Below are 26,976 nucleotides of genomic sequence, written 5' to 3' on the forward strand. Positions count from 1 at the left end.
CAAAAAATGCTCTCTTACATAGGAGAAGAAGGCGCTCTTTTCAAGAAAATCACAATGACGGCAGCAAGCTTCGCAGTTCTTTTCGTAAGCAGTCTGTCTGGCTTTCGCCTTATAGTGGAAGACACTGCTTCTCTGGTAATCCTGTTGAGCGTTCATCCATCTTTGGGACGAGTTTGATAGCATGCTCTTCAAACAAAAAATAATTTATCCTTTCTGAATTCAGCTGTAGAATATATTTGGTTCATGAAGTCTTCTCCTCGTAAATGATGACTGTTCAACTTGATTTTACAGTCAACGATGCTAAAAGACCGAAAAAATATTCACTTTTGGAGTCATAGACAGGAGAACTCATATTGTTTGGAATTACTTTTGAATCATGGCGAGAAGTTTGTCACATGTATTTTAAATTGGAGATAGGAACACATAAAACTTATCTCCAATGGTACCCCTTTTCAAAGTTATCCGATGAGGAAAAAGAAACGATTGCTGGAGAGAATTTTTTTAACCGTTATATCAAAGATGGGAGCTTTGTTCTATTTCCGGAGGTAATGCGCCATTCAGAGAATTATATTCAAAAAGGTGATGGAAGCTTTCGGCATTCTGCCCTTATATCACCGATTATGTTCCTTGTAGTACAGGCTATCGGAAGAGAAATCTCTATTCGGTATTCTCCGAGACGAACCTCTAACCTAGCTGTATTCTATGCTGGAAATTATAGGTCTTCCAGGCCTAAGTATAAGCAGGATTATGATGATTTTTACAAGGCTATAAATACTGGGAAGGGACGGTATCAGTATTATATTAAAACAGATATTACTAACTTTTTTGATAATATAAACGTGAACGAATTGACGAATCAGATTAACAGTGTATGTAATAGGGATGAACAAATCATATCACAAACACAGCTGTTACTGATGAAGGAACTTCTCCTGTATATCGGAGATGGTAAATTTCCACTCATTGAGAACAGTATGGCATCATCATACCTAGCAACAATAGTTTATCTTGACGAGGTAGATTGCGAACTCTACAGTTACATTAGTACAAAAATTAGTACGATTACAGATTTTCAAATGATAAGATACGTGGATGATTTGTACATTCTTTTCTCTTCGAAAAATAGGTATGAAGAACTGACGCATACATACAATTCGATAAAAAACAGTTACTCGTCTATTCTTAAGAAGCACAATTTAGCTCTTAATGTAAGAAAATGTGTTTTTAAGAATATTGGCGAAGTAAATGATGAGTTGAAAAAATCTTTATACGATGAATATGTAAATGGAATTGAACATGACCTTGGTCAATTTTTTCTCGGAAGATTAGGAAAATTTCTCGGCGAAATATATAATTGTATATGCAAATATGGATTAACAAACGAGCAATATGTCAATCTTATCGAAAAACACTTTACTGTGCCAGATATAGAATTTACAGCATCCGAGGTCTATAATTACTTAGTGTATGAAAATCAAACGGAACTGAAAAGTTTAAAAATATCTTCGCTTTTGGTAGAGATCATAAATAAGGATATTACATTTTTATCCATTGATCCAAAAAGACTATCTGTAATGGTTATGCAGTCCGGTAATAACAATGCCGTAAAGGCAATGCTAAACCAACTTTTTATCCGTCACCGAGATGGTGAATGGAATTCTTATGATACAACAATTGCAATTGCTTACCTTATCCAAAGTAAATTCCAACACAAAGATCTTCTGAGCGTTTTGAAGCAAAATAATTCAGATCTCTATGCATATTACGACTATGGATGTAAAAATGGGTTTGTTTGCCAGGTAGAAGATGAAAAAAGGAAAAGATTACTGAGATGTACGGAATCGGACGAAAAGGCCAAATTTTTGTATTTTATGAGTCTTTGCGAAGAAAATCGTTCTAATTATCTTGGCTCATATGCATATTATAAGAACTTCTTCGATCGTATTTCTGCAGACATGGCATTTAAATCGGGTACAGACAGCGAGTGCAAACGGCCAAATTATAAAGGGTATTATAAAGAAAGCAGCTTCTGTCGCTTGTACAAAAAAATAGATAAAAGTGAGGATATAATAAAAACTGCGCATACACTAAGAAATGCAAATCCACTTTCCCATTCATCTGCAGGCTTGATTGACGATAATAGTTCTAGCGAGTCTTTAACAGAAATTCGTAAAAAGTTGGCAGATCTGATTTATGAATTTTCGAAAATTAATAATTTATGATTCAGTACAAATACAGTGCTCCAGTAGTGTTCGGGGCAGTTTGATTATGTGTAGAAGCACCTGAAATCTTCTCAGAATCATACAGTGTTAAAAGTCTTATGGATAGTGTAGTGCCGTATTGAATTGGCTATAGCAAATCATCGAAAATGAAATATGTATTTATCTACACAGAGAACCTTGAGCATCCTAGTGGATCCTTTGGAAGATTGGAAAGGAGATTCATCCGTACCATGGGTATTTATGCATTTGTTTAATATACCTTAAATAGCCAAGATAAGGATTTGCTACTTGTTGTCAAGAATGATGAGATGGGCAAATAGATACAGGGATGAATCTAATCACAAAAGCATCGTTGACTGTAAAATCAAGTTGAACAGTCATCATTTACGAGGAGAAGACTTCATGAACCAAATATATTCTACAGCTGAATTCAGAAAGGATAAATTATTTTTTGTTTGAAGAGCATGCTATCAAACTCGTCCCAAAGATGGATGAACGCTCAACAGGATTACCAGAGAAGCAGTGTCTTCCACTATAAGGCGAAAGCCAGACAGACTGCTTACGAAAAGAACTGCGAAGCTTGCTGCCGTCATTGTGATTTTCTTGAAAAGAGCGCCTTCTTCTCCTATGTAAGAGAGCATTTTTTGAAGACAAATGGTCGCTGGATGTCTGGTCCATCGCACTCTAAAAGATGGTCTATTTACCAGAGAACAGATTGTCTGTACGAAAACGCTTTACAGCTACGCAGATTTTGGGCTTCTGAACATCAGAAACATCGATCTTCCGAAAAGTTGCGGCGTTCTCCCAAAAAAGACGCGGGTTCAAGAGAACAAACGGAACCTTGGTCGAAGCATTAAAGCGGTAGGCCAGTATCGATGCCCAGACAGAATTCGGACACTGAAAGCAGATCTGATCATCAGGTCAAAAAGCGGCAGTGATGATGCTCTGCTTATCATGATTGAGTGCAATCTCGTGAGTATTGGGTAATCTATACTCCGAGCTGAAATCTAGATGGTGTCATAGAAGCATTCCAGGAAGTAAGGCTATGGTGCAAAGGGCGTTGGGGCGACACCTTCAAGATAATCACCGCAAACAACGACTTCGAGTTCTCGTTGTTACCCGGACTGGAGAGCCTGAGCAATACACTGGTCTATTTTGCACATCTATATACCTTCTGTGAGAAGGAATCCGTGAGGCGGCATAATGAGTTGACCCGCAGATTTATCCCGAAAGGTCGAAGGATTGATAGCCTCTCAAACGAGTGCATCTGTCAGATCAAAGTCTGATGTAACAGTCTTTCAAGAAAAACTTTGATTACAACACTCCGGACGAACTTTTTGAGGATAATCTGGAAAGAATCTATGCTGTCATGGCATAACACTCCGTAAGCGCAGGCTCTCAGCTCGTCAAGGCGGCCCCTTGCGAGGTGCCTCCGGCGATCCTGGCCATCTGCTCGCTCTGTGCTTTCAGAGTAATCAAGAGGAATGTAACCATTCCTTTGGGATAACCATCCTGAGCGCTTAAGACTATTCAACTGTCGATGTTCAACTTGTTATTACAATCTTTTTGGTTCCTCCGTAACGCTCGATTTCAAAATTGTGATTAGCTTAACAATGATTTAACACCCCTTCTGTTGTACTGGTGAGCACAGGAGAAGGGAGAGCATATGGAATCAAAGCTCGCTTGTGTTCGAAGTTGTCGTTTGCGAATACTGCCAATCGTGTTTTTACTTTTGGGCGGCGTGTTCGTGGTGTATGGAGCCTCTCGGGGAGAAGTTCAGACCGTTTTTGCAAAAGCGGTCCGTATCTGCCTTGAGTGTGTGGGTATCGGGTAGGTGCGCTCGTGAATAAGGTAGTTACCGGAGCGTGTACTCTTGGAAAGCGGGTATGGTCAGTTATCAGCAGGAGAGGAGTTGTGCAGGCATGCGCGGCCTTTCTTACGAATCCCCATATTCCCAATTTCATCAAAGGGACTATTTACACCGGCTCGGCAAAATCGGTCTGTGTACCTGGACTTAATTGCTATTCTTGTCCGGCGGCAACAGGGGCCTGTCCTATCGGAGCGTTTCAGGCAGTAGTCGGCTCCTCCAAGTTCAGTTTTTCCTACTACATTACGGGTATTTTGATCTTGATTGGAACCCTTCTGGGGAGGTTTGTCTGCGGTTTTCTCTGCCCCTTTGGCTGGGTGCAGGATCTGCTCAACAAAATCCCGTTTCCCAAGAAGTTTGGTACTAAAAAGCTCAAATGGCTGCGCTATCTGAAATACGTCATTTTAATCGTGATGGTGTGGGCACTTCCGGCTTTGCTTCAAAACGCCGTAGGAATGGGTGACCCCTATTTTTGCAAGTACATCTGCCCGCAAGGCATACTTGAGGGAGCGATTCCCCTCTCGCTTGCAGATGAGAGCATCAAAGCGGCTCTCGGCACGCTTTTTACGATGAAATTCAGTATCTTGGCGACAATCGTGCTTTTGAGCGTTATGTTTTACCGCCCGTTCTGCAAATGGATCTGTCCTTTGGGGGCCTTCTATTCGCTGTTCAACCGGATTTCTATTTTGCAGTATCGCGTTGATACGGACGCCTGTATCAAGTGTGGAAAATGTGCCCGTACGTGCAAGATGGATGTGGATATAACCAAGAACAACGCTGCGCTTGAATGTATCCGCTGCGGAGAATGCATTAAAGCATGTCCGGTACACGCGATTGATTCAAAACTCATGTTGATGAACCGTGAGATTGCAGCGTCAAAGAAGGTTGCGGCGGCAAAGACCGCGGCAGCAAAGGCAGCAAGGAGCACGAAGACCGCGGCAGCAAGGAGCACGGCAGCGAAAGCTTCAAAACAAAAGGCCGCTGCAAAAGCGGCACGATAGTAAAGCGAGAAGCGCTCTTGCGCTCTTATGAGGCGTGCGCCTCTTTGTAAAGGTATGAACCGTCCGACAGGTCGGAAATCATATGCAGGAAGTGTTACGAATACGCAGGATGCGTACTACGTAGAAAGAAAGCGTCAGAAAGGAACCTGGTATGAAAAAGTTCGCAATGAAACCACTGGTGTATGTTTTGGGAGTACTGATGGCATTCGCCCTGGTAGGCTGCAATGCAAATGCGAAAAAGGACACGGGATCAACGCCGTCAGCCTCAACCGCTGAGCAGCAGTCAAGCTCGTCCGATGTGCCGCCCGAGGCAGCTTCTAAACTTCACCTGAAGGACGGCGATACGTTCCCCACGCTCAAGGCGACCGACATTACTTCGGGAGAGACGTATGACAACGAGATGTTCAAGAAGAACAAGGTTACTGTTTTGTCATTCTGGTTCAACGGCTGCACAGGCTGCATAAAGGAAATGCCTTTGCTCCAGGAGCTCGCCGATAGGTACAAGGATAAGGGCGTCAATGTCTTAGGCGTAAACGCTGAAGCAGCGTATACTGACGACGCAAAGAAGGAAGCTCAGAATATCCTTACGAAGCAGGGTGTGACCTATGGAAACATCGCTCTTGACCCCAAGAGTGACGCCGGTAAGGTCATTGAGGGCCTGACGGCATTCCCCACAACGATGGTTATCGATCAGAACGGCAAACTCGTAGGTGATCCTATTACCGGCGGCGCTGAAAAACTCGACGGCAGCGAGCTCCAAAAGCGCGTTGAGCAGGCGCTCTCTCAGAGCAAGTAAACCGTATGTATATGCCGCAAGCGACTTGGCATGCTCGTCGGCATACTCTGTAATCGGTTAGGCTAGTATGTGAAAAAGGCTGTAAGGACCGCGTCCGAGTCAGGTGCCAGAAGGCCTGACTCGCGGCGCGGTCTGAGCAGCATCAGTAATGACGACATCACCTGTGTGCAGTGCGGTCAATGTGTGGAGGTTCGGATTTGAAGATCCTTGTGGTAGAAGATGAGCGCGAACTTCTTACGTCTATCAGAGAAGGACTTGAGATTGACGGCTATTACGTTGACCTTCTCGACAACGGAACCGAAGCGCTTGAGATGGCCCAGATTGAGCAGTACGACCTCATTTTGCTCGACCTCAATCTTCCCGGCGTTGACGGCTTGGACCTTCTGCGCACGCTTCGAGAGCAGCATTCTGAAACCAAGGTATTGATTCTTTCCGCCCGCTCATCGGTAAACGACCGTATCATCGGCTTGGATGCGGGGGCCGACGACTATCTGGTAAAGCCGTTTGCCTTTGGCGAGCTTGAGGCTCGTATCCGCAATCTTTTGCGGCGCGAATATACTCACGGAGAAACGTCGCTTGTATCGGGAGAACTTTGTCTTGATACGGCTGCCCGGCAGGTCTTTGTCAAGGGCGTCAAGGTAAACCTCACTAAAAAGGAATTGGCGATACTGGAATATCTTATGCGCCACGCAGGCACTGTAGTAAGCAGCGAAGAACTGCTGTCACATGCTTGGGATAGCAATGTAGATCCGTTCAGCAATTCCGTGCGAGTCCATATTTTTTCTGTAAGAAAAAAATTGCGAGAAGTGCTTGGATATGACCCGATTTTAAACAAAGTGGGAGAGGGCTATTACCTCAAGGAGGAGAGCGATGATACAGATTAGTGAGAAAATCACGAAGCCAATGCGATCGGTGCGTGCACGGCTCACCCTTCTTATGGTGGCTCTTCTCGTGTGTTGCTGCGCTGTGTTGACCTGGCTTGTATACCATTCAACCGCGCAGCTATTGGAAGTTGCCGCGGCAAACTCACTGCGGCGAGGAGACCTCTCCATTGTTTTGGATGTTGCTGGAATCGAACAGACGATTTTATCTGAGGCCTTACTCATTCTGGTGTTTGTGATTATCGTTGGAAGCTGCGCCTCATACGTTTTAGCAGGGCGCTATACCAAGCCTGTCAAACAACTTTCAGCCCACATGCGCGAAATTGTTCCGAACAGCCTTTCTCGCCCCATTGAAGTTGATGGAGGTGGCGAGGAGATCCAGGAGCTTGTGAAGTCGTTTAACCAGATGACAGAGCAGCTCGGTGAGGCGTTTGCCATGCAAAGCCGTTTTTCGGTCAGTGCGGCGCATGAGTTGAGAACCCCGCTTGCGGTACTTCGCACTCGGCTTGACGTGTTCAAGAAAAAGAAGCGCGAACAGAAAGAATACGATGAGCTCGTGAATACGATGGAGACCTACGTAGACCGTCTTTCCTCTCTCATTTCCAGCCTTTTGGAGCTTACGGCCACCGGAGAGCTGTCTGATGTCGAAGACATCTCGCTTGACACAATGATTGAGACTGTTGTCTCTGATCTTGAGCCGATTGCGCAGGAGCATTCCGTTCGGGTCCAGACTCATGTGCAGCCTCTCGCGGTAAAAGGAAACGTCGATCTTTTGTATCGTGCGCTCTACAATCTTGTGGAAAATGCCATTCGATACAATCGCGATGAAGGAACGGTGGATGTTGACCTTACGGCACAGGAGGATACGGCTGTAATCCGCATTGCCGATACGGGAGTAGGCATTGACCCTGAGGCGAGAGACCTCATATTTGAGCCGTTCTATCGGGTAAACAAGTCTCGCTCGCGAGCCTTCGGAGGCGCCGGCATCGGTCTTTCTTTGGTCAAGGCTATTCTCAAGAGACATGACGCTCACATTGCGGTGGATGGGAACGAGCCTCAAGGAACGGTGTTTACGGTTACATTTTCCAAGGACAAAATGGCTGGTGAAGCTGAGGAAGCAGTAGATGAGCTTGCGACAGGCGAGTCTGAGATGACAGCAGATGTTCCCGAGATGACAAATGAAGTTGAGACAGCGGTAACAAATGAGCCAGGTGCGGCAGACGAGCCTTCGTCTGAGTAAACCTAAGCTTCAAGTGGGTAAACTGAAGCGCTCATGACATCAAAGTTTGAACGAATCCGTAGTTTGTTTTCTGATGGGAACCAGCGGGTGGAAAATACCTCAGCGCCATCGTTGGCGTAGACCTCAACACAGCTTGCATCAATAACGATACGAATATTGCGTAGGTCATCAAGGCGGATCCAGCGTTCGCTCCTGCCGGCTGAGGCGTCTCTACCCGCGTCAGTATCGGCAAAATGAATGCCAAAGGTACCACGCTCAAAAGAAATGCTCAATATATCGTTGAGCATGAGACGGCCTGCGGTCGTACGAATTCCCTTCAGTTCGATATCAGCGCAAAGTCCGTCCAGCTCAAGGGTGGTGTCGTTTTTGAGGGACAGTGCGGCGCCGCGACGTTTTTTCAACTCACGCACAGGCACCTGATGCAGGACACCCGCGTCATCCGCGCTGATTTCGCGGGGGAGCGTCATGACATGGCAGCGGTCCATACCTTCAGGAGCGCTTGTGTAACTTTCGTCGAACGTGCCCATCCAGCCAATGGAGATAGTGCGGCCGCTTTCGTCTTCGAAAATCTGTGGCGCGTAAAAATCAAAGCCGTAATCCCATTCAACAAAGCTGTCAACGTTGACGGTTGTGGCATCAGCGACCTTCTCGCCTTGCGGAAGAGGGAAGTACCCCGCCTGCCACATGTTATGCCAGCGGAACGTTTTTGAGGGGAGTCCCTGCGGACATACGGCGAGAAACTCATAGCCGTTCAACCGGCAGAGATTGGGGCACTCCCACATATATCCGAAGGGTCGAGAAGAACCTTTGGTGTCAACGGGGCGAATGACCGTGCGCAGCTTCCAGTTTTCGCCTGAATCGGCGGAGTCATATACCAGCACGCAGCCGAAATCGCCACGCTCATCAACGTTGGGCGTATTGTGTTCGCCGCGCTCACGGGCCCCGAGCAGCATGTGAAGCAAACCGTCTTGCTCCCAAACCTTGGGATCACGGACGTGCAGGGTACAGTTTTGGGGATAGTCAATATTGCGCAGAAGCACGTTTTTCTCGGAGAAATGAATACCATCTTCGCTGGTGACCATAATCTCGTTGGCTTCCCGGCCTTCATCGATATACTCGCCGATAGACGTATCGATGACGTTGCCCGTGTAGAAGACGCGCATGAGATCTCCGCCGTCAGGAGCGGCGCCGCGGTCGACCCATGCTGAACCTGAGAACACGCCGTCGCGGTCCTCGGCAATATCGGGTGAGAGTGCGATGCCCTGATCGGCCCAGCTGAGGAGGTCTTTGCTGACGCAGTGGCCCCAATATTTGAGCTCGTCTTCAGGCCACTTGGGGGCGTATTGATAAAAGGCGTGATACAGGCCTCTGAACTCGCAAAGACCATTGGGATCGTTGAGCCAACCATTTCGAGGCTGAAGGTGCAATTGAGGATTCCAAAATAACTTGGACATCGTGCTCCTTTGGATGGTGACAGCATGTCGAACACAGCATATTAGCGAATGTCGCGACAGATGCAATAAGCAGATGCGTTTTGCGCAAAATCTCTGCACAAACGTGCCACGACTGACGCAGGTCAGACCGTGGCACGCTGAATAAAAAAGCTCTTAGCAATTCTGGAACGTGTAGCCGCCCATCTCATAGCCGCTGTGCTGTGCCGAGAAGGTCGATGTCACATGAAGCGTATCGATATCCATGGGGAACCAGCGGGTAGTAAGCGTTACTTCTCCACCGTTGACAAACAGCTCGACAACGGAAGTGTCGACCATAAGGCGCATGCTTTCAATCTTGCCCGCAGAAAGCGCGGAAAGCGGGAGCCGACGCAGGGTGCGGAAACGGCCCGCAGGTCCCAAAAAGACAAGCTCGGCGGTATCTCCGCGTACCACGAACTCAAGATCTGCGTTGAGCAGGAGACGCCCTTCGCCCTGGATGTTGTCAATCGAAACGTCGCAGGTGCCTCCAGCGAAGGTAGCGCCAAGAGCGCCGTCCATGACAAACATATCGTAGCTGGATGATCCTACAAAGCCTGAAGCGCCGTGCGCGGCCTCAGGAGTAAAGGATACCGCCTTACCGCGGAGCGCGTTCATTTCTTCTACCGGCCACTGGCAGACGCGGCCCGCCTCGTTAAGTGAAAGGACGCGCGGCATCGTAACAGTGTGAGCCCATTCACGCGTGGGAACGTCATACTGGAATTCGATGTCAGGTACGCCAACCCAGCCGATAAGCAGAGAACGGCCCGTAGCATCCTCAAAGACTTGAGGAGCGTAAAAGTCAAAGCCGTAGTCAAGTTCAACAAAGCCACGCTCATCGATGCAGCGATAGGGAGCCTTCGCGTTCATGAGGTCCTTGTCGCCAGCCATTAAATCAATGAGCTTGGTATCGAGGGCAAAATAGCCTGAGTTGTAAATATTTTGGAACCGCAGATCTTCCTTCGATTTGCCTTGAGGACAGACAAAAAGGAACTCGCGCCCGTCAAGCGTGACAAGGTTCGGGCATTCCCACATGTAGCCGAACGCCCTGTCCGAAAGCGAGGTGCAGGTGCCCTCCAGCGTCCATGCGCGACCGTCTTCAGAGCGGTACAGCAAAACGCAGCCGCGGTCGTCCATAGTGCGGGCGCCCAGCAGCATATGGAGCGCTCCGTCCTGTTCCCAAACCTTGGGGTCGCGAACGTGGTTGGAGCAATATGCGGGATAGCCATCATTGCCGAGCACCAGCTCTTTTGGACCAAAGTTCAGACCGTCTTCGGTGATAGTCAGCGTTTCGTTGGCGCGCCGACCGGAATAGTCGTAGTCGTGGTCACCTTCCTCCAGGAAGTTGCCCGTGTAGTAGCACCACATCTGGTTGTTTTTGATGATGGCGCTTCCCGAATAGGATCCGTTTGCGTCGAGCTCGCAGTCGGGCATGATGGCGCCACCGCAAAAGGTCCATGTGATGAGATCGGGGCTTGTCCAATGGCCCCAGCCGTGACCGCGCTTGGGCCAGCGGGGAACATATTGGTGAAAGACGTGATAGAGACCCTTAAAATAGCAGAGTCCGTTGGGATCGGTTATGTTACCGTTGGGCGCCTGCAGATGATATTTCAGACGCCAGTTATGCTTTGCTTCAAGGTTGATAAGCATTGCCATGCCTGCACTCCTCTTCTTATTTTATATGGCTACGTTCGATTGTATCGTCGTGCAATCAACCCAAGGAAAACCGTTGTACGCATTGTTTACATGCTGTTTACGCGGAGTGCTCCTACGCTGGGGCGCCCTTACGCGAGGACGCTTTCGACCTCGTCCAGGGTGGGCATCGCGGGAATGCCGCCACGCCTTCTGACGCAGAGCGACGCCACGGCGTTTCCGAACTTCGCGCACGTTTTGACATCTTCAAGCGTAATGTCCGCCAGATCGACTCCGCTGTCCAAAAACGCGCAGAGGAAACCGCCCCAGAATGAATCTCCTGCCCCGGTGGTATCGACCGCCTCAACGGTAAAGGCGGGAACCACCGCAACGCCCTCTTTGGTGGCCACGAGCACTCCTTCTCCACCGAGCGTTACGCAGACCACCTTCACCCCCTTGGCGAGAAGCGCTTCAGCGGCTTGGGCAGGGTCATCATGCCCGGTGAGCAAAGTAGTTTCTTCCTCGTTGATTTTAACGAGGTCCATGTACGCGACGACAGACTGCATATGCGTGCTTGCAGTGACCGGGTCGCTCCAAAGACTTGCGCGATAGTTGGGATCGTACGAAAGAATGCAGCCGGCGTTTTTCGCCACTTTTAGAGCGTCGATGGTAGCGCTGCGCGCCGGCTCATCGGTGAGAGAGAGCGAGCCTACATGAAAAACACGGCTCTTCTCGATAATATCGGTACGAATCTCTTCAGATGTAAGCTGCGTATCCGCTCCCGGTTTACGGGCAAAAGAAAACGTCCGCTCGCCCTCTTCGGAAAGGGCGACAAAAGCGAGGGTTGTGAAGTAGTTTGGATCGGAGATGAGGCCGTCACAGTTGACATCGGCAGTGACAAGGGTGGCGCGGAGAAAATCTCCATGCATGTCGGTTCCCACTTTGCCGATGAAAGCCGTACTTTTGCCAAGGCGCTCAAGCGCTACCAGAACGTTTGCGGGAGCGCCACCGGGATTGCGTTCAAAGAGCTTCTGGCCGGCCGGAGAGATGCCGGCATCGGTAAAGTCAATGAGCAGTTCGCCCAGTGCCGTGACGGAAAACATATGTTGGCTCCTTTGTCCGTACTTCGTATACAGGATTATATGGGGCGCACCGCAGTGCGTTTCTGCTTGTGCGCCCCGTGTGATGGCGTTGTGCTTACGTAATCGCTTATCTCATCGTTTACGCAGGCGGTTACTTGACGTTGATAAGCGGGTCTCCGGCTTTGACCTTAGATCCTGTGTGGCCCTCAACGGAAGCGTATTCATCGGTATTGGTGATGACTACCATGGTTGTGGCGGGAAGGTTAGCAGCCTTGATGGCGCCGAGGTCGACGTCCATAAGTAGCGTGCCCTTCTTGACCTTATCGCCAGCCTTGCATTTGGCAGTAAAAGGAGCTCCCTTGAGCGTAACGGTATCAATGCCGATGTGGATGAGCACTTCCGTGCCGCTGTTGGAAAGCAGGCCGATGGCGTGTCCGGTTTCTGCCACCATGGTGATTGAACCGTCAACAGGCGAGAAGACCTTGCCCTCGGTGGGCTCAATAGCGGCTCCCTTGCCCATAGCCTCGGAAGCGAAGACGGGGTCTGAGACCTCAGTCATTGCAATGGCATCGCCGGACATGGGGGCGACGACGGTATCGGCGCCAGTGGTCGGAACAACGCCCTGGTTGCTTTCGGCAACCGAAGTAGCGACGGCAGCGGTTTGCTTTGCCGTAGCTGCTGTGGTGGCGACGACCTTCTCGATGTTCGGTTTCTGCTCTTCCTTGGGCGTGGTGGCATCTTCAGTGTCTTTGTAGAGCATCCAAGTGATGACAAAAGCGATGATTGCAGCTGTGAGGATGCAGATGGCATAGGCAACTGAGTGGCTGGTGGTAATAAGGAAGCCAAAGATGCCGGTGATGCCGTAGGCGATGGAGACAACACCGAGAATAGAAACGAGGGCTCCGCCAACAGCGCCACCAATCATAGCGGCAATAAACGGCTTCATGCTAGGCAGGTTGACGCCGTAGATGGCGGGCTCAGTGATGCCGAGGAATCCGGAGATACCGGAGGGAAGCGCGAGCTCTTTCTTTTTCATGCTGCGAGTCTTAACGAAGACTGCCAGGCAGGCGGCGCCTTGCGCAACGTTGCAGCAGGAGATGATGGGGTTGAAGTTGTCGATTCCGGTGTTGGCGATGAGGGTAGCCTCAAGCGCGTTGAACATGTGGTGTACGCCGAGAACAACCGTTGTGGGGTAGATAGCTCCGACCAGAGCGCCACCAAGACCAAAGGGAATGGCAAGCAGGAACTGGAAGCCGACCATGACGCCGTTCTCAATCCAGGAGAAGAGCGGTCCGATAACGGTAAGAGTTAGAACGCCGGTTACCAGTACGGTTACCAGGGGAGTTACAAAGAGGTCGAGCATGTCAGGCACATGCTTGTGGAGCCATTTCTCCAGCATGCACATGATGAAAACGGCGATAACTACAGGGATGACGTGTCCTTGATACCCCTGCAGAGTGACGTTATAGAAGCCGAAGAGCTGGACCTGCGGAATGCCACCCGCGGCCATGATTGCGCCGGCTGTAGCGTGAGCCGCATCCACAGCGCTGCCGGTTACTGAGGTAAGCCAGGCGGCGGCGGATTCGGAACCAACGATCTTATAGGCGGCATCGCCGAGCTGCTGTACAGCATTGGGGATGCTCCATGCGTTCATGAGGGCGGTGTGATTCATAATCATGCCAATAACGCCGCCGAGGAACTCATTGCCACCGAAGACGCGGGCGGCGGAGAAGCCAATCAAAATCTGCAGGAACACAAAGGATGCGTTTGAGAACGTATGAACAAGGATGTACCAGCTGTTGGTCTCAAGCGCTCCGCCCATGGCACTGTTGATGCCCTCGGTGAGGCCCATGAGCAGGCCGGACGCGACGATAGCAGGGATGATGGGGACAAAGACGTCGCCCAAAGCTTTGACAGCACGCTGGAATGGGTTGGCCTTTGCCATACCCGCTTCTTTAGCGCTGTCCTTTGACGTGGCTGAGATGTTGCCCTGCTTGATAAACTCGTCAAAGACTTTGTTGACGGTGCCGGTTCCGTAGATGATCTGAAGCTGACCGGCCGCCTGGAAGCTGCCTTTGGCTCCCACGGCGTTATCGACCGCTTCTTTGTCTACTTTGGAGTCGTCTGCGACAACAAGACGAAGACGAGTAGCGCAGTGTGCCGCGGAAACAATGTTGTCCGCGCCGCCTACCGCCTCCAGGATTTGCCGTGCCGCCTCTGCGTGATCTAGTGCCATGCAATCCTCCCTTATCCGAACAATTTATGAAATCGTTCCCATAGAAAGAATATAGCAAATAATGGTAGTGTTGGGTAGTGTTTTCTTAAATCTATGAAATCGTTCCCACACTCAAAAACGACATGCTAAAAGGTTTGATACCGCAATGGAATTAGTGCCTGCAAAAAGGTGGTTACGCCTGTGCGTCTGAACGGGTTGAATTGCGCACAAGAAGTTCATATCCCATGCGAATTTCGCGCACAATGTTGTCTTCGTTATCCATCGCGCCGATGAGCATCTTCGCCGCCTCCATGCCTGACGTTTTGTAGTGATGATGGATGGTGGTAAGCGAAGGGGTGATAACTTTGGAAAGATCGGAATCGCCGACACCGGTGACCTGTACATCTTCCGGTACGTTTCGACCAAATTCCCTCAGGCAGGTCATGGCTCCGAAGGCAATCGCGTCGCTTGCGCAAACAATCGTGTCGACTTCGGGATATACGTCAAGCAGTGTTTCGCAGGCGAGATAGGCTGAATCGACCGAAAAATCGGATTCGATCTGCGCTCGTTCCGGCACCTTAATCTTTTTCGCATCGCAAGCGTGAGTAAAGCCCATATGCCGGCTTTTACCGGCGGCGATATCACGCTCGGTAACGCCGATGTAAGCGGGTCTTGATCCGTACTTCAGCGCATGTGAGGTGATGTCGTACAGGGCATGATAGTCATCGTGGTAGACACAGGAGAATCCGTCAAATTCCTGGCCGAGTACGACCAAAGGAATGCGAAGGTCTTTAAGGACGCGTTCGTGCTCGGGCGTCAGAATGGTTCCGACCAAAATAATGCCGTCAACGCGATCTTTTTCGGTAAAGACGCGCAGATAGTCAATCTCTTCTTTTTCGTGGTTGTCGGTGTTTGCAAGGAGCATTTGATACTGGGAGTCATTGAACACCGAAGACAGACCGGCGACCATGCGTGACACCGATGCCGAGTTAATTTTCGGAATAATGACTCCGATAAGATGGGTCTTGCCCGTGCGCAGAATCTTTGCCTGGCGAGAGGGGATATAGCCCGTTTCCTTGATGACGCGCGCGATAGCTCGGCGCTTCTCGTCAGAGACATATCCATCGTTGAGGTAGCGCGATACCGTAGCGCGAGAAACGCCTGCCAGTTTGGCTACCGTGGTGATGTTCATAGGCTCCTCGCAATCTATACGGTACGACGTGAGCGATGCGGTTGGCGCGGATGCGCGCATGAAATCGTTCTCATAGCATAGCCTGACCGTATAGTATTGCAAAACCGTTGCGACTCTGAGATCTCTGTCAAATAAAATCGGCGGACGTATTAAGGTAGTAGCGTTACATGACACTCAACGAATGGAGGAACTATATCCGGTCAGATACCTGATGTCGTAGAGCGCTTTATGCGGTATGTGCAGATTGACTCTCAGTCAGACCCCGAGCATGACGACGTGACGCCTTCAACGCCTCGTCAACACGAAATGGCTCGTTATTTGGGGGAGGAACTCAAATCGCTCGGCTGTGCGGACGTTACCGTTGATGAGCACGCCTATGTGACCGGCACGCTTCCCGCGTCCAAAGGAGCTGAAGACGCTCCTGCGCTTATGCTCTGCTCGCACCTTGATTCTGTCATTGACGCGCCGGCCGCGGGCATCAAACCGCATATCGTCCACTACGAGGGCGGCAATCTGGTAGCAGGCGTTGTTGGGGGCGAGAAGGTCGAGACTACGCCGGAGCAGGTTCCCGACCTCGAGAAATTCGTGGGCATGGACATCGTTTGCTCTGACGGCACAACGTTGCTTTCGGCCGACGACAAGGCCGGCGTAGCTGAGATATGTGCCCTGCTCAAGCGCCTGTCTGATGACCCTGCGCTCAAGCATCCGACACTCAAGATAGCCTTTGTTCCGGACGAGGAAATCGGCCACGGCGCGGCCCTTCTCGATCTTGAAAAGCTTGGCGCGGCATATGGCTATACGGTAGACGGAGAGGCCCTTGGCGAGTTCAATTACGAGTGCTTTACCGCGTCGCAGGCAGACATTACGATTACGGGTGTGATGGTGCATCCGGGCAGCGCCAAAGACGTTATGGTCAATGCTATTACCGTGGCATCTGAGTTCCAGCAGATGGTACCCGCGTTTGAGCGCCCCGAGCACACGGAGGGTCGCGAGGGTTTCTACCATCCCATCAGCATCGAGGGCTCCGCGTCAGAGGTCAGGCTTTCCTATATCATTCGCGATTTTGATGCGGGCATTTTTGACAGGCGCGAGCAGACCCTGCGTGATATAGCGGCATTTCTCAACAAACGCTACGGTGAGGATACCGTGCATATTGAGATTCGCCAGCAATACCGCAACATGGCCGAGAAGTTCAAGGGCTACGAGTTCCTCATTGACGACGCGCTTGCGGCAAATCGTGAAGTTGGCATTGAGCCGAATCCCGTGCCTGCCCGCGGTGGCACCGATGGTGCTCAGCTGACATTTCGTGGTCTGCCCTGTCCCAACATTGCGACAGGTGGATATAACGCCCACTCTATCCGTGAATTCATTCCCGTGCCGAGCATGGAGCTCACCGTTGATCTGCTCGTTACGCTGGTAGCGAAGTTTGCTGACCGCGCTTCTCGCCAACGGTAGCCTGACTGCGCTTCTCGCCAACGGTAGTAATTGAGCCGTGAGCGTGATACGCGCTATCGCTCACAGCGTATTCGGTACCGCTTACGCTCCCGTTCGCCCTGTTCAGACAGAGTGAAGCGGGAGCGTAGCATAATTCTAGGAAGCGTTTGTTCTTTTTTGTTAACAAATGGGTAGATTAATTCACAAAAGGTAACTGCCCCCGAGAAAAGAAAGGAAGCATTGCCGTGCAGACCATAATTCTTGCGCTCATTATTATTGCAGCACCAATTGTGGCAGCACTTATGGAACGAGTGAGCAATGCGGGCCTTTCGGAGCGGCGGCATAGCCATCATGATACCTATGTCGCCCCCGCTTCCCTTACCAGAGCTCTTGTTGTCGACATGGCGCTTATGGCTGGCATGAGTCTGCTTTTGGGAGTCTTTTGCGCAGGCGGGTTCTTCTCGGCAGATCCGCTGGTGGTGCTTGCTTTCTTCGCGAGCTTTGCGGCGGTGATGTTTGTAGCGTGGTATGTGCTGTCCCGCTACAAGGTTCAACTGTTTGATGAAGAGATGATCGTGACCCCGTTTTTTGGCCCCGACATTACCGTTCAGTATTCCGATATTGAACATATGGAGTGGTCGGGCATACGCAGGGGAGCCGGTTTCAGAAATTTGGTAATTTGGATTGATGGACAGCCGGTGACTACCTTGTCGGGTATCATAGGTTTGGATCAGGTGCTGCTCCGCATCGACCGCTTCGATGTCTTGGCGCACAGATCCACGCTGTAGCCTGCCTTGGCTGTGCGGCCTTGGAGGTGCGCTCTGGGGTGCACCTTGGCAGCGCGCTCTGGTCGGGAGCACCTTGGGCTGCATCTTAGCCGCATGTACTCTGGTTGCGCACCCCGCCGTGAGCGCCCTGACCGTGCGCCCTGGGTTGCGTGCCCTGACCGGCATTTTGGAGGAGCCGTTCTGTGATTAAGCTTGTACTTTCCGATATGGACAATACGCTCATTCCCTTTGGCGACAGGCATCCGTCCGCGCGTACAAGAAAGGCAATTCACGAGCTTCTCGATACAGGCGTGCTTTTTGGACCGGATACCGGCCGTGATTATGTTGAGCTGATGCGCCTGTTTGCTATGGATGAAGCCTGTTTTCAGACGGGCATTATCTCTACCGGCAAACGTATTCGAGCTCGCGGGACCTATATTTCGCAGACCAGTATTTCTCACGACCTTCTGACCCGCGTGCATCAGGCGCTTCTCCCGGAACCCGACAAGTTCCTGGTGTGCTACCCGCTTGACACCAATCTCTTGAACCCCGCGTACGCCATAGGCGATATCAATCCAGATGATTTGGCGTTTTGCGAGAAGCGCTTCACGTTTAACGGCGCCATTGTGCCCGATGTTCCCGACATTGACTTTGTCGCCGCGACAATTGCCTGCATGGGTGGCGCTCAAGAGATGGATCGCACGAGGCGTATCATCGCGGAGGCGTGCGCTGACGTTGATCTTGTGAGTCCTGTGCCTAATTGGTTTGACGTGCTGCCGAAGGGCATCTCTAAAGCGTCGGGCTTGGATGTGCTTCTCAAGGCAACGGGTATAGATTACGATGAAGTTGTCATTTTTGGCGATGCGGAGAATGACCTCGAGATTCTGCGAAAGGTTCCGTATTCGGTGGCTGTCGCCAACGCGACGCCTGAGGTGCTTCGCACTGCCAACTATGTAGTAGGTGCTTCAAAAGATGATGGAGTGGCGTGTGCACTTGAGGAAATCACCCGTGCTGTCAGGGCGGGGGAGATGCCTCGGTTTCTAATGGAGGGTGAACATGATTAGACTTATTGCATCAGACATGGACGGTACGCTCCTTGACGAGTATGGCAATGTTCCGCCCGAAACGTTCGAGCTCATTCATGCATTGCGCGAGAAGGGCATCTATTTTGTAGCCTCTTCGGGTCGGCGTTATGACACGCTTCGATGGATGTTTGAACCTGTCGCCCATGAGATTGATTATGTCGCATCGCTTGGTACACAGGTGTATGCCGAAGATATGATTCTTGACCGCGAGGTCTTCTCGACAGCCGCCATCAAAAAGCTCTTTGCCTTCTCGCAGGAGTTCGACTGCGTGCACCTGGTGGTATACGATCGCGATCACACCTACCTGCTGGATGACTATTCCGCCTTCGTCCGTGAGCTGGATAAAGACTTGCCTAATGCTGAGCGCGTGTTCGATCCGCCTTCGCCGGATGTCAGCGTCATCAAAGCTGCTGTCTGTTGCGATAATCGCGTCAAATCCATGGATATGGCCATGATTCTTGAGCGTGAGCTGGGAGGACGTTTCTCCTTTATGCCTTCAGGTGATACGTGGATAGACGTTGTGCCGCGCGGCGTCAATAAGGCAACGGGCCTTGAGCAGATTCGGCAGTACTACGGATTCAAGCGAGACGAAATTCTCGCGTTCGGCGATTCAATGAACGACTACGCTATGCTGCGCTATGCGGGAACCGCTCTGGTGATGGAGAACGCTCGTTACGCGCTCAAGCAGACTGCGACGCGCGTGATTGGTCCCAATACCGAGCAGGCCGTGCAGGCTGAGCTGCGCAAGATGCTGGATGACTTGAAGTAACGTACTTGAGGTGCGTGTTTGTGGCGCGCACATGAGGCGACGCGTGCGTGAGGTGTGTATATGAGTGCGTGTTTGTGGCGCGCACACGGGGTGGCACGTACAATGAGACGCGCACGCATTAGGTGGTACGTGCATTACGCTTGTTTAACTTGCTCGGTATGCTAAGCATGCCGAGCAAGTTTGCACTTGAGGTTGCGTTTGCGCAGTTCTTTGGTGAGTTCTTTGGTGGAATCTTGCGCATCGAGCAGTGCTTCTCGGCGAGTCTCTCTATGGAGCAGGAAACGACCCTCTTCGCAAGTCTCATCCCTTGCAAGTCTCGCCCCTCTGCACGATTCCAAAAGTCCTCTCCCTATGTGCGATTCCAAAAAAGTGCATGAGTTGTGATATGAAAACTCCTAAAAAAGGCATCAGTTGTGATAAATCCCCTAAAAATGCCATGAGTTGTGAAGTATTTTTATCACAACTGTGGCACTTTTTTGGAATCGAGGCGGAGTGCACGTGTTTTTTGGAAATGGGGGGCGCACAACATAGCGTATGGGTAGACATAGCGCAGGAAACACGCGCCAATCCCCAAAGGAGCCTCAAAAGAGCCTCAAAAGAACCCAAAAGAAAAAAGCTTGCCATTAATCTCAAAATACAAGTTCACTATATGGGTTTTTCGCTATACTTGACCGTGTATGTTTGGCACTAAACATCAGCTTAAAGAAGCATAAAGAAACGAGAATTGTAGAGAATTGCAAAGAAAAAGGAGCCACACTATGAGAGATGACCATAGGACATCGCGTCTTGTTCTCTCGGGTCTGCTTTCGCTTTCACTCGCTACCGCATCCTTTCCGGCAGTAGCGTTTGGCGAGCAGACCGGCGCAGCAGAAACGCCTGCTGCGGCAGCAAGCACTGAAAGTTCGACAACAGAGGACACACCTGCGCCTTCCACGCCGTCAGCTGCGGGGACTGCCGCGCCTACGGCAACCACAACAGAGACCACAACAGAGACCACAACGGAAACCTCTCCGATTGCGGGTGCAGAATCGACAGATACCCAGGGAGTTTCCGCGGTTTCAGCTGCTCCGACAGCGCTTCTCGCCCGCGCTCCGCTTGCCGTCACCGAGCTCTATGTGAACTCCGCAACCGGTGCGGATACCAATGACGGCTCTTCTGACGCTCAGGCGTTCAAGACCATTGAGAAGGCCGTTGCCGCAGCAGCAGCCAATTCTGCGGTAACCACGATTCACGTTCAGGGCGACTTTACTCTGTCATCTCGTCAGACGCTTACCAATGTCACGCTGAACTTCTCGGGTGATACGACCGTCAAGCTCAAAAACGGCGCGGGGTTTGATCTTAAGGGTACGTCGAAGGTCAATGCGGCCGGCGCAACCGTTACCCTTGACGCTCCCAATGACGGCTATACCTTCCGTCTTTATGACTCCGCTGAAATCAATGACGGCCACTTTGTCTTTAAGTATGGCAACAACGGCTTCGCCTTCCACATGCCCGCTGGCAGCAACGGAGCTCTCAAAGGCTCTTCTCGCGACGCTCTTTCCATGGACATTACCAACGGTATGTTCATGAACAACTCGCAGGCCAACCTGATTGAGAACGCCAAGATTGACCAGCGCTATACCGGCGACAAGTGGCAGCTCTACGAATGGAACGGCTTCAAGTTTGTGAACTCCGATCTCAGCGCAACTCGCCTTCCGTTCTACTTTAAGTCGCCGTTCTCTATGGATAACTCCACGTTTACCATTGACGCGGGCGGCTTGAGATGGCAGACCGGCCTGGCTATTCCGGAGGACAGTGCTCCCGGAGAGACGCTCATTACCAACAACTCCAAGCTTACAGTCAAGAACTTCAATGTGCACTGGCGCGCAAAGGGCATTACGATTGGCAATGCAGGCGTAACGTTCCGCGTTAACAATGGTTCTGTCGTTGACGCTTCTTCCGACAGAAACGGCGGTTTGAACGTCAATAGCGGAACCGCCATCTTTGAGGACGGTGGCACATTCCACGGCCAGGACAACTCCGGCGCGCAGGCTGGCGCGCAGGCTGGCGCGCAGCTCATTTTCAAGGGCGACTCACTCTTTGATACGCTTGCCGGAGAAGAGCAGGACAACGGTCTTGCCGATTCTACCGGCGGTTATGTGGTCATGGGTGGCACACATCGCGTGAAGTATGACGACGCCTACCAAAGTGGTAAGGCTATTCCTACCACTGACGCTGCTCACGGCAACGAGAAACTCATGCTCTTCACCCTCGCCGATGCGTCAAAGACTGAACTGACCGCAAAGCCAAAGACGGGCGGCGATTACACCTACAAGGTGAAGTACGCTTCCGCGGACGGCAAGAAGCACGTTTGGATGCCTTTTGCCAAGGTTACCGTGACGCTCAATAACGATAACGCTACCTTTGCCGATGGTTCGCATGCCGATAAGAACAGCGTTGCCATGCGCGGCAACAAGATTGGTGATGCGACGCCTGAGAAGTCCGGCTATGACACCATTACTTCAGATACCTTCGCCAGCCCGACCGACCCCAACGGCATATCGTTCCTCGGCTGGTTCTACAAGGATTCAAACGGCGTAGAGAAGCCCTTCTCGGCTGACGCATCTATTGATGAGGACACGGCGGTTTATGCCAAATGGGACGCCCACACCATCGTCTACGATAACGGCAACGGCGTAACCTACACTCAGAACATCAAGGCCACCGAGGCAAACGGATCGCTCCAGAGCTACGACGACGTGGTGACCAACAAGCCCGATTTCAAAATCCCCGGCAAGACCTTTACCGGCTGGACTGTGACGCATGAAGACGGCTCTGTCTACGACGTTGCCGGCAAGCTTTTCCAGGCAAACGATTCCGTAACCTTTGGCAGCCAGGAGAAGGTCCTTTATGCCAAGGCCAACTACACGCAGGACGAGTACACGGTGCGTTTCTCGGCAAACGGCGGTACGTTTGCGGATGCAAGCGTCTTTAAGCAGCATCCCGAGCTCTTTGATATCTCCACCGATGAGCTGGGCGGCGAAGTTGCCACCGTCAAGCAGAAGGCTCTGTACGACCAGAAGCTTTCTGCGCTTCTCGACAAGACCATCCGCGAGCAGCTTTCTCCCGATGGCATCGCAACGCGTATGGGCTTTATCCCCGGCGATCGTCTGATGTGGTATGACACGCCGCTCTTCAACACCGGCGGATACAACTTCAAGGATCATACGAGCTGGTTCTGGACTACGCCTGGTGCCGATCCGGCAATCCAGAAAGACATGACGTTCTACCTCAAGTGGACTGAGGACCCAACGGTTCAGAAGGTTGAAGCAACACTTGATCTTCCTTCCGATCTCTACGGTCCAAGCCAGGCGGATTCGCCCAATCCCTTTATGATGGACGCCGATGGCTACAAGACCTTCTCGCTGACCGGCCTTATCAATATGAAGTCCGTCCAGGAGAAGATGCAGGAGATTGAGAACCTGTATCCAAACGATGCGGCACACCCTGAGAACATCAAGCTTTCCGGTACACAGTGCACCTTCAAGGCGGAGCTGACGCTTCCTGACGGCGTGACGGTTCCCGAGAATGCGGCTGCAAGCGTTCAAGGCCTTGGCGACAAGTTCGAGGTCAAGGAGACCAAGGTCGAGGGACAGAAAGTAACCGTGACCTTTGCGCTCAAGGGTGGCGACATTCACAACTACGCCGAGCTCAAGGCAGCCGTTGACTCTATGGGCGATGCCAATGGCGACGTCAAGGCAACTGTTGACGGATTCAAGCTTGATCCCGATAAGGTTTCTAACGGCGATGAGCTCACGGCAGTAGGCAAGGTATCGGGCACCTTTACGTCCTTTGCTCAGAATCCTGCCGGCACCACGAAGTTCTTTAACTTTACGTGGAACGGCAAGCAGCGCGATGAGGGTCGCAGCATTCTCTCTACCGACCAGGCCGCCATTGAGCAGACCATTGTTGCCAGAAAGGCCGAGCATAAGGACGTTAAGACCGATATGCTTATCAACGGCGACACCACCTCTGATCATGTGTATGAGGCCAAGAAGGGCGATACGCTGAAGTTTACCGCCCAACTTGATGCAACGCCGATTCAGGATCAGATGAAGGCCATTGAGCAGAAGTACAACATTGATCCAAGTCGCTACGACCAGATCAGCATTCATGATCTTGGACCTCAGTGCACCTTCACCACAACGTTTACCGTTCCCGATGCGATGGCCGGCTACCTAACCGACAACGTTGCCGATTACAAGCTTACGGGCACGAACGCCTTTGATGTCACAAGTGCAGTGCTTTCCAACGGCGGCAAGACGGTGACGCTGACCATGACGCTTAAGAGCGGGTACACCAACTATGCTGAGCTCCGCAAGGCAATCATCGATGAGACGCAGCCCAAGCTTGAGCTTGAACTTCCTGCGTATAAGGTTCCCGAGACTGCCGCAACCGACACTAACTACTCGGTTTCCGGTACGGTTTCAGGTACGTTCCTGGCTCACGTGAACCTTGGTAACCACCAGAAGGACTTTGCCTTCACGTGGTCGGGTGTTCAGGATCCTGCCGGTAAGGACTCCATCCTTGCAGATGGCGACGAGACCATCCAGACAACCTATAAGGTAGCTGCGGATCCAACGACGCCTGAAAATCCGACCAACCCCGATCAGCCCAAGCCCAACAAGCCCGGAAAGAAGCCTTCCAAGGGCAAGAAGTCCGCGGTTCCGTACATGGGTGACGCGGCTTCGATGGGCGCTATCGCAGCGCTTGCAGCGAGCGGCCTTGCAGCTCTTTCGGCGGCATTTACATCCAAGCGTCGTCGTCATAACGATTAAGCGAGAAGTTCTTCTCGTTGTGGTTGACTTTGTGCGTGTTGCGCGGTATAGTTCTTTCTCGCGCAACACGCGCTTCATAGTGCGGGGTGGAGCAGTCTGGTAGCTCGTCGGGCTCATAACCCGAAGGTCGTTGGTTCAAATCCAGCCCCCGCGACCAAAATTTCATCCCCTGCCCGCGAAAGCGGGTGGGGGATTTTGCTAAAGAGCAGCATCCATTGCTGGCGCTTGCACAGATTTCGAGTTCACTTGACTTTCAAGTGGAGTCTACCAATGCAAAAGGCTTCCTGCTAGCTTCTGCGTGAAGCCGAAGAACAGAGAGAAACCCATGAAGAACGTGAGCTTAAGGGACGGCGAGGAAGAGGGCCGCGCTATCACGCTGTCAGAGACAGGAAAGATCCTTCACGTCTTGTGCGCCATGGTGCTAAGGCTCGTCACGAACGGCGAGCTCAAGGTATTTCGCATCAGGAACTCATGGAGGGCGAGCACTACGGCTTGCGAACGGTTTATCGATGAGCAGTTCAAAAGGCAGGTCGTCATATGTTGCTCCACGGAAACAAGGTGGCTAATCCGGGCGATCCCTTCGCGAGGTCCAATCCCGGACGCTACACGACGCTTGCCCAAGAGGCTGCGCGCGTGATGGCGCGCCGGCGTATGGGCGCCGACGGCTGGCCCGTGATGCTCGCACTCTGCAACCGCATCTACGCCGATGGAGAGCTCGGCACCTACGGGCGCGAGGAAATCAGTACGTTCACCGGCCTCACCTACCGCCAGATTGTGCGTGGCATGAGCGAGCTGAGGGAAAAGGACATCATCGCGCCGGTCATCCGCAAGGTGGACGGCTACTGCAGGCTTGACCACTCCATACACGGACATGTCGCGCGCTACTACATCTGCCGCGACATTTTTTGGGCGCTCGTCGAACTCAAGGAAACGGGAGATCCGCCCTCGGATAGAATTTTCGCGAGCTCCCTCGCGCGGAATGACTGCGTTTCGACAAGTGCTGCAGGGGTCTTGGCATATTGGCCAGGAGGTCAAAGAACGCATCCGTAATTCCCACTCTTTGTATGTGTCCAAATTTATAAAATTAGTTTCTGTGTATATAAAAACCGTGAACCTGGGGAGCGACTGTGGATTCCATCACATCTGAACTCGCGAGCTATCTTTTTGAGGCAGTGTACGAAGATGATCACAAGCGGGTTTTTGATATTTGTACCAACGAAAATTTTTTAAAAACTGATTATTGTCTTTTACTTTTTTCCGCAAATAACGATGAAAGCTATACGCAGTTTCCAGGCGTGTTTAATGCGCATGAGGGGAATATTCGAGTAGTAAATATATTTAAGGGAGATAGATTCAAGATCTTGTCTCCTAAAGTCCTAGATGACGTGATAAACAATCCTGCCGGCGAATCTGAAGTTGGCTTATGCCTCGATTTTGATGATCAGATTGTGCGAAAAATCACGTCTGCCTACATGACTGGCAAGCACCTAAACGGATTCGAAGAAATCAGAAAGTTTATTTCAAAGTATGGCTATTGCGGCGAAACATGGCTGCCGCGTCCCTATATGCAAGAGGAATTTTCAAAGGAATGGGTTAAAGAAGAGGTAAAGGAGCAGATTAAGAAAATATGGTCAGCATGGGGCAGACTCAAAGATCTCAATAAAGCAGAATTCGATTCGCTACATTTTGATGGTTCCGACTGCTTGGATACATTTGGTAGTGCAGGGGTAGATTTCGTCAAGCCACGTGAAGTATCTATAGCAGCACCAATACAAAACCATTTCGATATAGCTTTTCTGCTTATATTAAGAACAATCAATCTGCTCATTAATCGCTGCAAGTCCGAAAAAGAAGCTTTAGAAAAGTTGTACAGCTACAGCAGGACAAAGATAAACGTATTGGCAGAGTTAGAAATTCTTGCCTGTTTTGCAATAATTCGCAACAACCTTAGCAATAAAAAGAAGAAGGGCTTTTTTGGGAAAATTGAAAAAGTTGTTAGCGGAGCAAAGCAAGTATCTCTAGATAAAAAGCAATCCTGCCTGGACAATATCGTCCACGAAGCGCGTAATTTGGCATATGACATAACACACTTCAGAATGTGCTTTCTTGAGACAGCGTACGAGTCTACCCCTGGTGGCAAGGATAAAAAGCCGAGAGCGCTATTCCATTCTCTATTGACCGAGGATCAAGGATTGGCAGATTTAGCGGAATCGCTTCAAGTAAAAGCTTTCTTATTCTTTCCAGAGTATGAATATTATCCGCTGTTCCAAACTCCACTTGGATTTATGTTGAGAGGATTTGGAATCCAATTGCAAGAGAAAACCAGTGATCGCATCCCTGATTTTCACGTCTTGGCTGAGTCGGCGATACGAGAAATTTCGGAATCTCTTGATAGTATTGCAGGCTAGATTCCAGATATATCTAGTACGCCCATACAGCTAGGTGGCGCGGGGTATGAGGGAGCTGCGCGACAAGGGAATCATCATCCCCGTGATCAGGACCAACGC

19 protein-coding genes and 1 tRNA gene are annotated in these 26,976 nt (G+C 50.9%); 15 read left to right on the top strand and 5 right to left on the bottom strand.

The genetic code is table 11. From position 1 onward, the window contains the following. Positions 1–353 precede the first annotated feature (353 nt). From QM016_RS05630 to QM016_RS05655, 6 genes are all read left to right on the top strand, one after another. Entirely contained in the window at positions 354–2,222 is a 1,869-nt protein-coding gene (locus QM016_RS05630; protein ID WP_282710835.1) for an AbiA family abortive infection protein, read from the top strand. Positions 2,223–3,888: 1,666 nt separating this feature from the next. Next, positions 3,889–4,056 carry a CD1871A family CXXC motif-containing protein gene (locus tag QM016_RS05635; RefSeq protein WP_016477487.1) on the top strand — a complete coding sequence of 56 codons (168 nt, stop codon included), beginning with the start codon at positions 3,889–3,891 and terminating at the stop codon, positions 4,054–4,056. A gap of 62 nt (positions 4,057–4,118) precedes the next feature. After that, positions 4,119–5,090: a 4Fe-4S binding protein gene (locus QM016_RS05640; RefSeq protein WP_349237903.1), complete on the top strand. Its 972-nt coding sequence runs from the start codon at positions 4,119–4,121 to the stop codon at positions 5,088–5,090. A gap of 151 nt (positions 5,091–5,241) precedes the next feature. After that, complete coding sequence (locus QM016_RS05645; RefSeq protein WP_282710850.1) at positions 5,242–5,886, top strand: TlpA disulfide reductase family protein; 645 nt, start codon at positions 5,242–5,244, stop codon at positions 5,884–5,886. A 197-nt stretch (positions 5,887–6,083) separates the two neighbouring features. Further along, a complete protein-coding gene (locus QM016_RS05650) occupies positions 6,084–6,770 on the top strand; it encodes a response regulator transcription factor (RefSeq protein ID WP_282710858.1) in 687 nt (228 codons plus the stop codon). Then, positions 6,757–8,007: an ATP-binding protein gene (locus QM016_RS05655; protein ID WP_282710862.1), complete on the top strand. Its 1,251-nt coding sequence runs from the start codon at positions 6,757–6,759 to the stop codon at positions 8,005–8,007. Before QM016_RS05650 ends, QM016_RS05655 begins: the two co-directional genes overlap by 14 nt. Before the next feature lie 2 nt (positions 8,008–8,009). Here QM016_RS05655 and QM016_RS05660 read toward each other — a convergent pair whose 3' ends face one another. The 5 genes from QM016_RS05660 to QM016_RS05680 all read right to left on the bottom strand — a co-directional run bounded on the left by QM016_RS05660 (position 8,010) and on the right by QM016_RS05680 (position 15,597). Continuing rightward, entirely contained in the window at positions 8,010–9,461 is a 1,452-nt protein-coding gene (locus tag QM016_RS05660; protein WP_016477482.1) for a glycoside hydrolase family 32 protein, read from the bottom strand. A gap of 153 nt (positions 9,462–9,614) precedes the next feature. Next, positions 9,615–11,132: a glycoside hydrolase family 32 protein gene (locus QM016_RS05665; RefSeq protein WP_282710873.1), complete on the bottom strand. Its 1,518-nt coding sequence runs from the start codon at positions 11,130–11,132 to the stop codon at positions 9,615–9,617. Between the two features lie 128 nt (positions 11,133–11,260). Beyond that, positions 11,261–12,211, bottom strand: a complete 951-nt coding sequence (locus QM016_RS05670; protein ID WP_282710878.1) for a carbohydrate kinase — start codon at positions 12,209–12,211, stop codon at positions 11,261–11,263. A 130-nt stretch (positions 12,212–12,341) separates the two neighbouring features. Continuing rightward, entirely contained in the window at positions 12,342–14,426 is a 2,085-nt protein-coding gene (locus QM016_RS05675; RefSeq protein WP_282710880.1) for a PTS beta-glucoside transporter subunit IIBCA, read from the bottom strand. A gap of 172 nt (positions 14,427–14,598) precedes the next feature. Continuing rightward, positions 14,599–15,597: a LacI family DNA-binding transcriptional regulator gene (locus tag QM016_RS05680; RefSeq protein ID WP_016477478.1), complete on the bottom strand. Its 999-nt coding sequence runs from the start codon at positions 15,595–15,597 to the stop codon at positions 14,599–14,601. Positions 15,598–15,789: 192 nt separating this feature from the next. Between QM016_RS05680 and pepT the strand changes: the two genes are divergently transcribed. The 9 genes from pepT to QM016_RS05725 all read left to right on the top strand — a co-directional run bounded on the left by pepT (position 15,790) and on the right by QM016_RS05725 (position 26,877). After that, positions 15,790–17,052, top strand: coding sequence for a peptidase T (gene pepT / locus QM016_RS05685; protein WP_282711455.1), 1,263 nt, complete (start codon positions 15,790–15,792; stop codon positions 17,050–17,052). Between the two features lie 224 nt (positions 17,053–17,276). Beyond that, positions 17,277–17,819: a hypothetical protein gene (locus QM016_RS05690; RefSeq protein WP_282710892.1), complete on the top strand. Its 543-nt coding sequence runs from the start codon at positions 17,277–17,279 to the stop codon at positions 17,817–17,819. 182 nt (positions 17,820–18,001) lie between these two features. Continuing rightward, entirely contained in the window at positions 18,002–18,862 is an 861-nt protein-coding gene (locus tag QM016_RS05695; RefSeq protein WP_016477475.1) for an HAD family hydrolase, read from the top strand. Further along, entirely contained in the window at positions 18,855–19,652 is a 798-nt protein-coding gene (locus QM016_RS05700) for an HAD family hydrolase (RefSeq protein ID WP_282710900.1), read from the top strand. Before QM016_RS05695 ends, QM016_RS05700 begins: the two co-directional genes overlap by 8 nt. 385 nt (positions 19,653–20,037) lie before the next feature. Then, on the top strand, positions 20,038–20,343 hold the full coding sequence (locus QM016_RS05705) for a hypothetical protein (RefSeq protein WP_282710904.1): 306 nt from the start codon (positions 20,038–20,040) through the stop codon (positions 20,341–20,343). A 67-nt stretch (positions 20,344–20,410) separates the two neighbouring features. Beyond that, on the top strand, positions 20,411–24,469 hold the full coding sequence (locus QM016_RS05710; protein WP_282710905.1) for a hypothetical protein: 4,059 nt from the start codon (positions 20,411–20,413) through the stop codon (positions 24,467–24,469). Between the two features lie 80 nt (positions 24,470–24,549). Continuing rightward, positions 24,550–24,626 (top strand) — tRNA-Met (locus tag QM016_RS05715). A 401-nt stretch (positions 24,627–25,027) separates the two neighbouring features. Beyond that, complete coding sequence (locus QM016_RS05720) at positions 25,028–25,519, top strand: hypothetical protein (protein WP_282710909.1); 492 nt, start codon at positions 25,028–25,030, stop codon at positions 25,517–25,519. 77 nt (positions 25,520–25,596) lie between these two features. Then, positions 25,597–26,877, top strand: a complete 1,281-nt coding sequence (locus tag QM016_RS05725; protein ID WP_282710913.1) for a hypothetical protein — start codon at positions 25,597–25,599, stop codon at positions 26,875–26,877. The last annotated feature ends 99 nt before the right edge of the window (positions 26,878–26,976 follow it).

Origin of the sequence: Lancefieldella sp. Marseille-Q7238, from assembly GCF_949152215.1 — a bacterium.
Taxonomy (GTDB): domain Bacteria; phylum Actinomycetota; class Coriobacteriia; order Coriobacteriales; family Atopobiaceae; genus Lancefieldella.

Excerpts from the sequence above, each read along its gene's own strand:
- QM016_RS05635 (WP_016477487.1), top strand. The coding sequence starts at position 3,889 with ATGGAATCAAAGCTCGCTTGTGTTCGAAGTTGTCGTTTGCGAATACTG.
- QM016_RS05645 (WP_282710850.1), top strand. The coding sequence starts at position 5,242 with ATGAAAAAGTTCGCAATGAAACCACTGGTGTATGTTTTGGGAGTACTG.
- QM016_RS05655 (WP_282710862.1), top strand. The coding sequence starts at position 6,757 with ATGATACAGATTAGTGAGAAAATCACGAAGCCAATGCGATCGGTGCGT.
- QM016_RS05660 (WP_016477482.1), bottom strand. The coding sequence starts at position 9,461 with ATGTCCAAGTTATTTTGGAATCCTCAATTGCACCTTCAGCCTCGAAAT.
- QM016_RS05665 (WP_282710873.1), bottom strand. The coding sequence starts at position 11,132 with ATGGCAATGCTTATCAACCTTGAAGCAAAGCATAACTGGCGTCTGAAA.
- QM016_RS05670 (WP_282710878.1), bottom strand. The coding sequence starts at position 12,211 with ATGTTTTCCGTCACGGCACTGGGCGAACTGCTCATTGACTTTACCGAT.
- QM016_RS05675 (WP_282710880.1), bottom strand. The coding sequence starts at position 14,426 with ATGGCACTAGATCACGCAGAGGCGGCACGGCAAATCCTGGAGGCGGTA.
- QM016_RS05680 (WP_016477478.1), bottom strand. The coding sequence starts at position 15,597 with ATGAACATCACCACGGTAGCCAAACTGGCAGGCGTTTCTCGCGCTACG.
- QM016_RS05700 (WP_282710900.1), top strand. The coding sequence starts at position 18,855 with ATGATTAGACTTATTGCATCAGACATGGACGGTACGCTCCTTGACGAG.
- QM016_RS05705 (WP_282710904.1), top strand. The coding sequence starts at position 20,038 with ATGAAAACTCCTAAAAAAGGCATCAGTTGTGATAAATCCCCTAAAAAT.
- QM016_RS05710 (WP_282710905.1), top strand. The coding sequence starts at position 20,411 with ATGAGAGATGACCATAGGACATCGCGTCTTGTTCTCTCGGGTCTGCTT.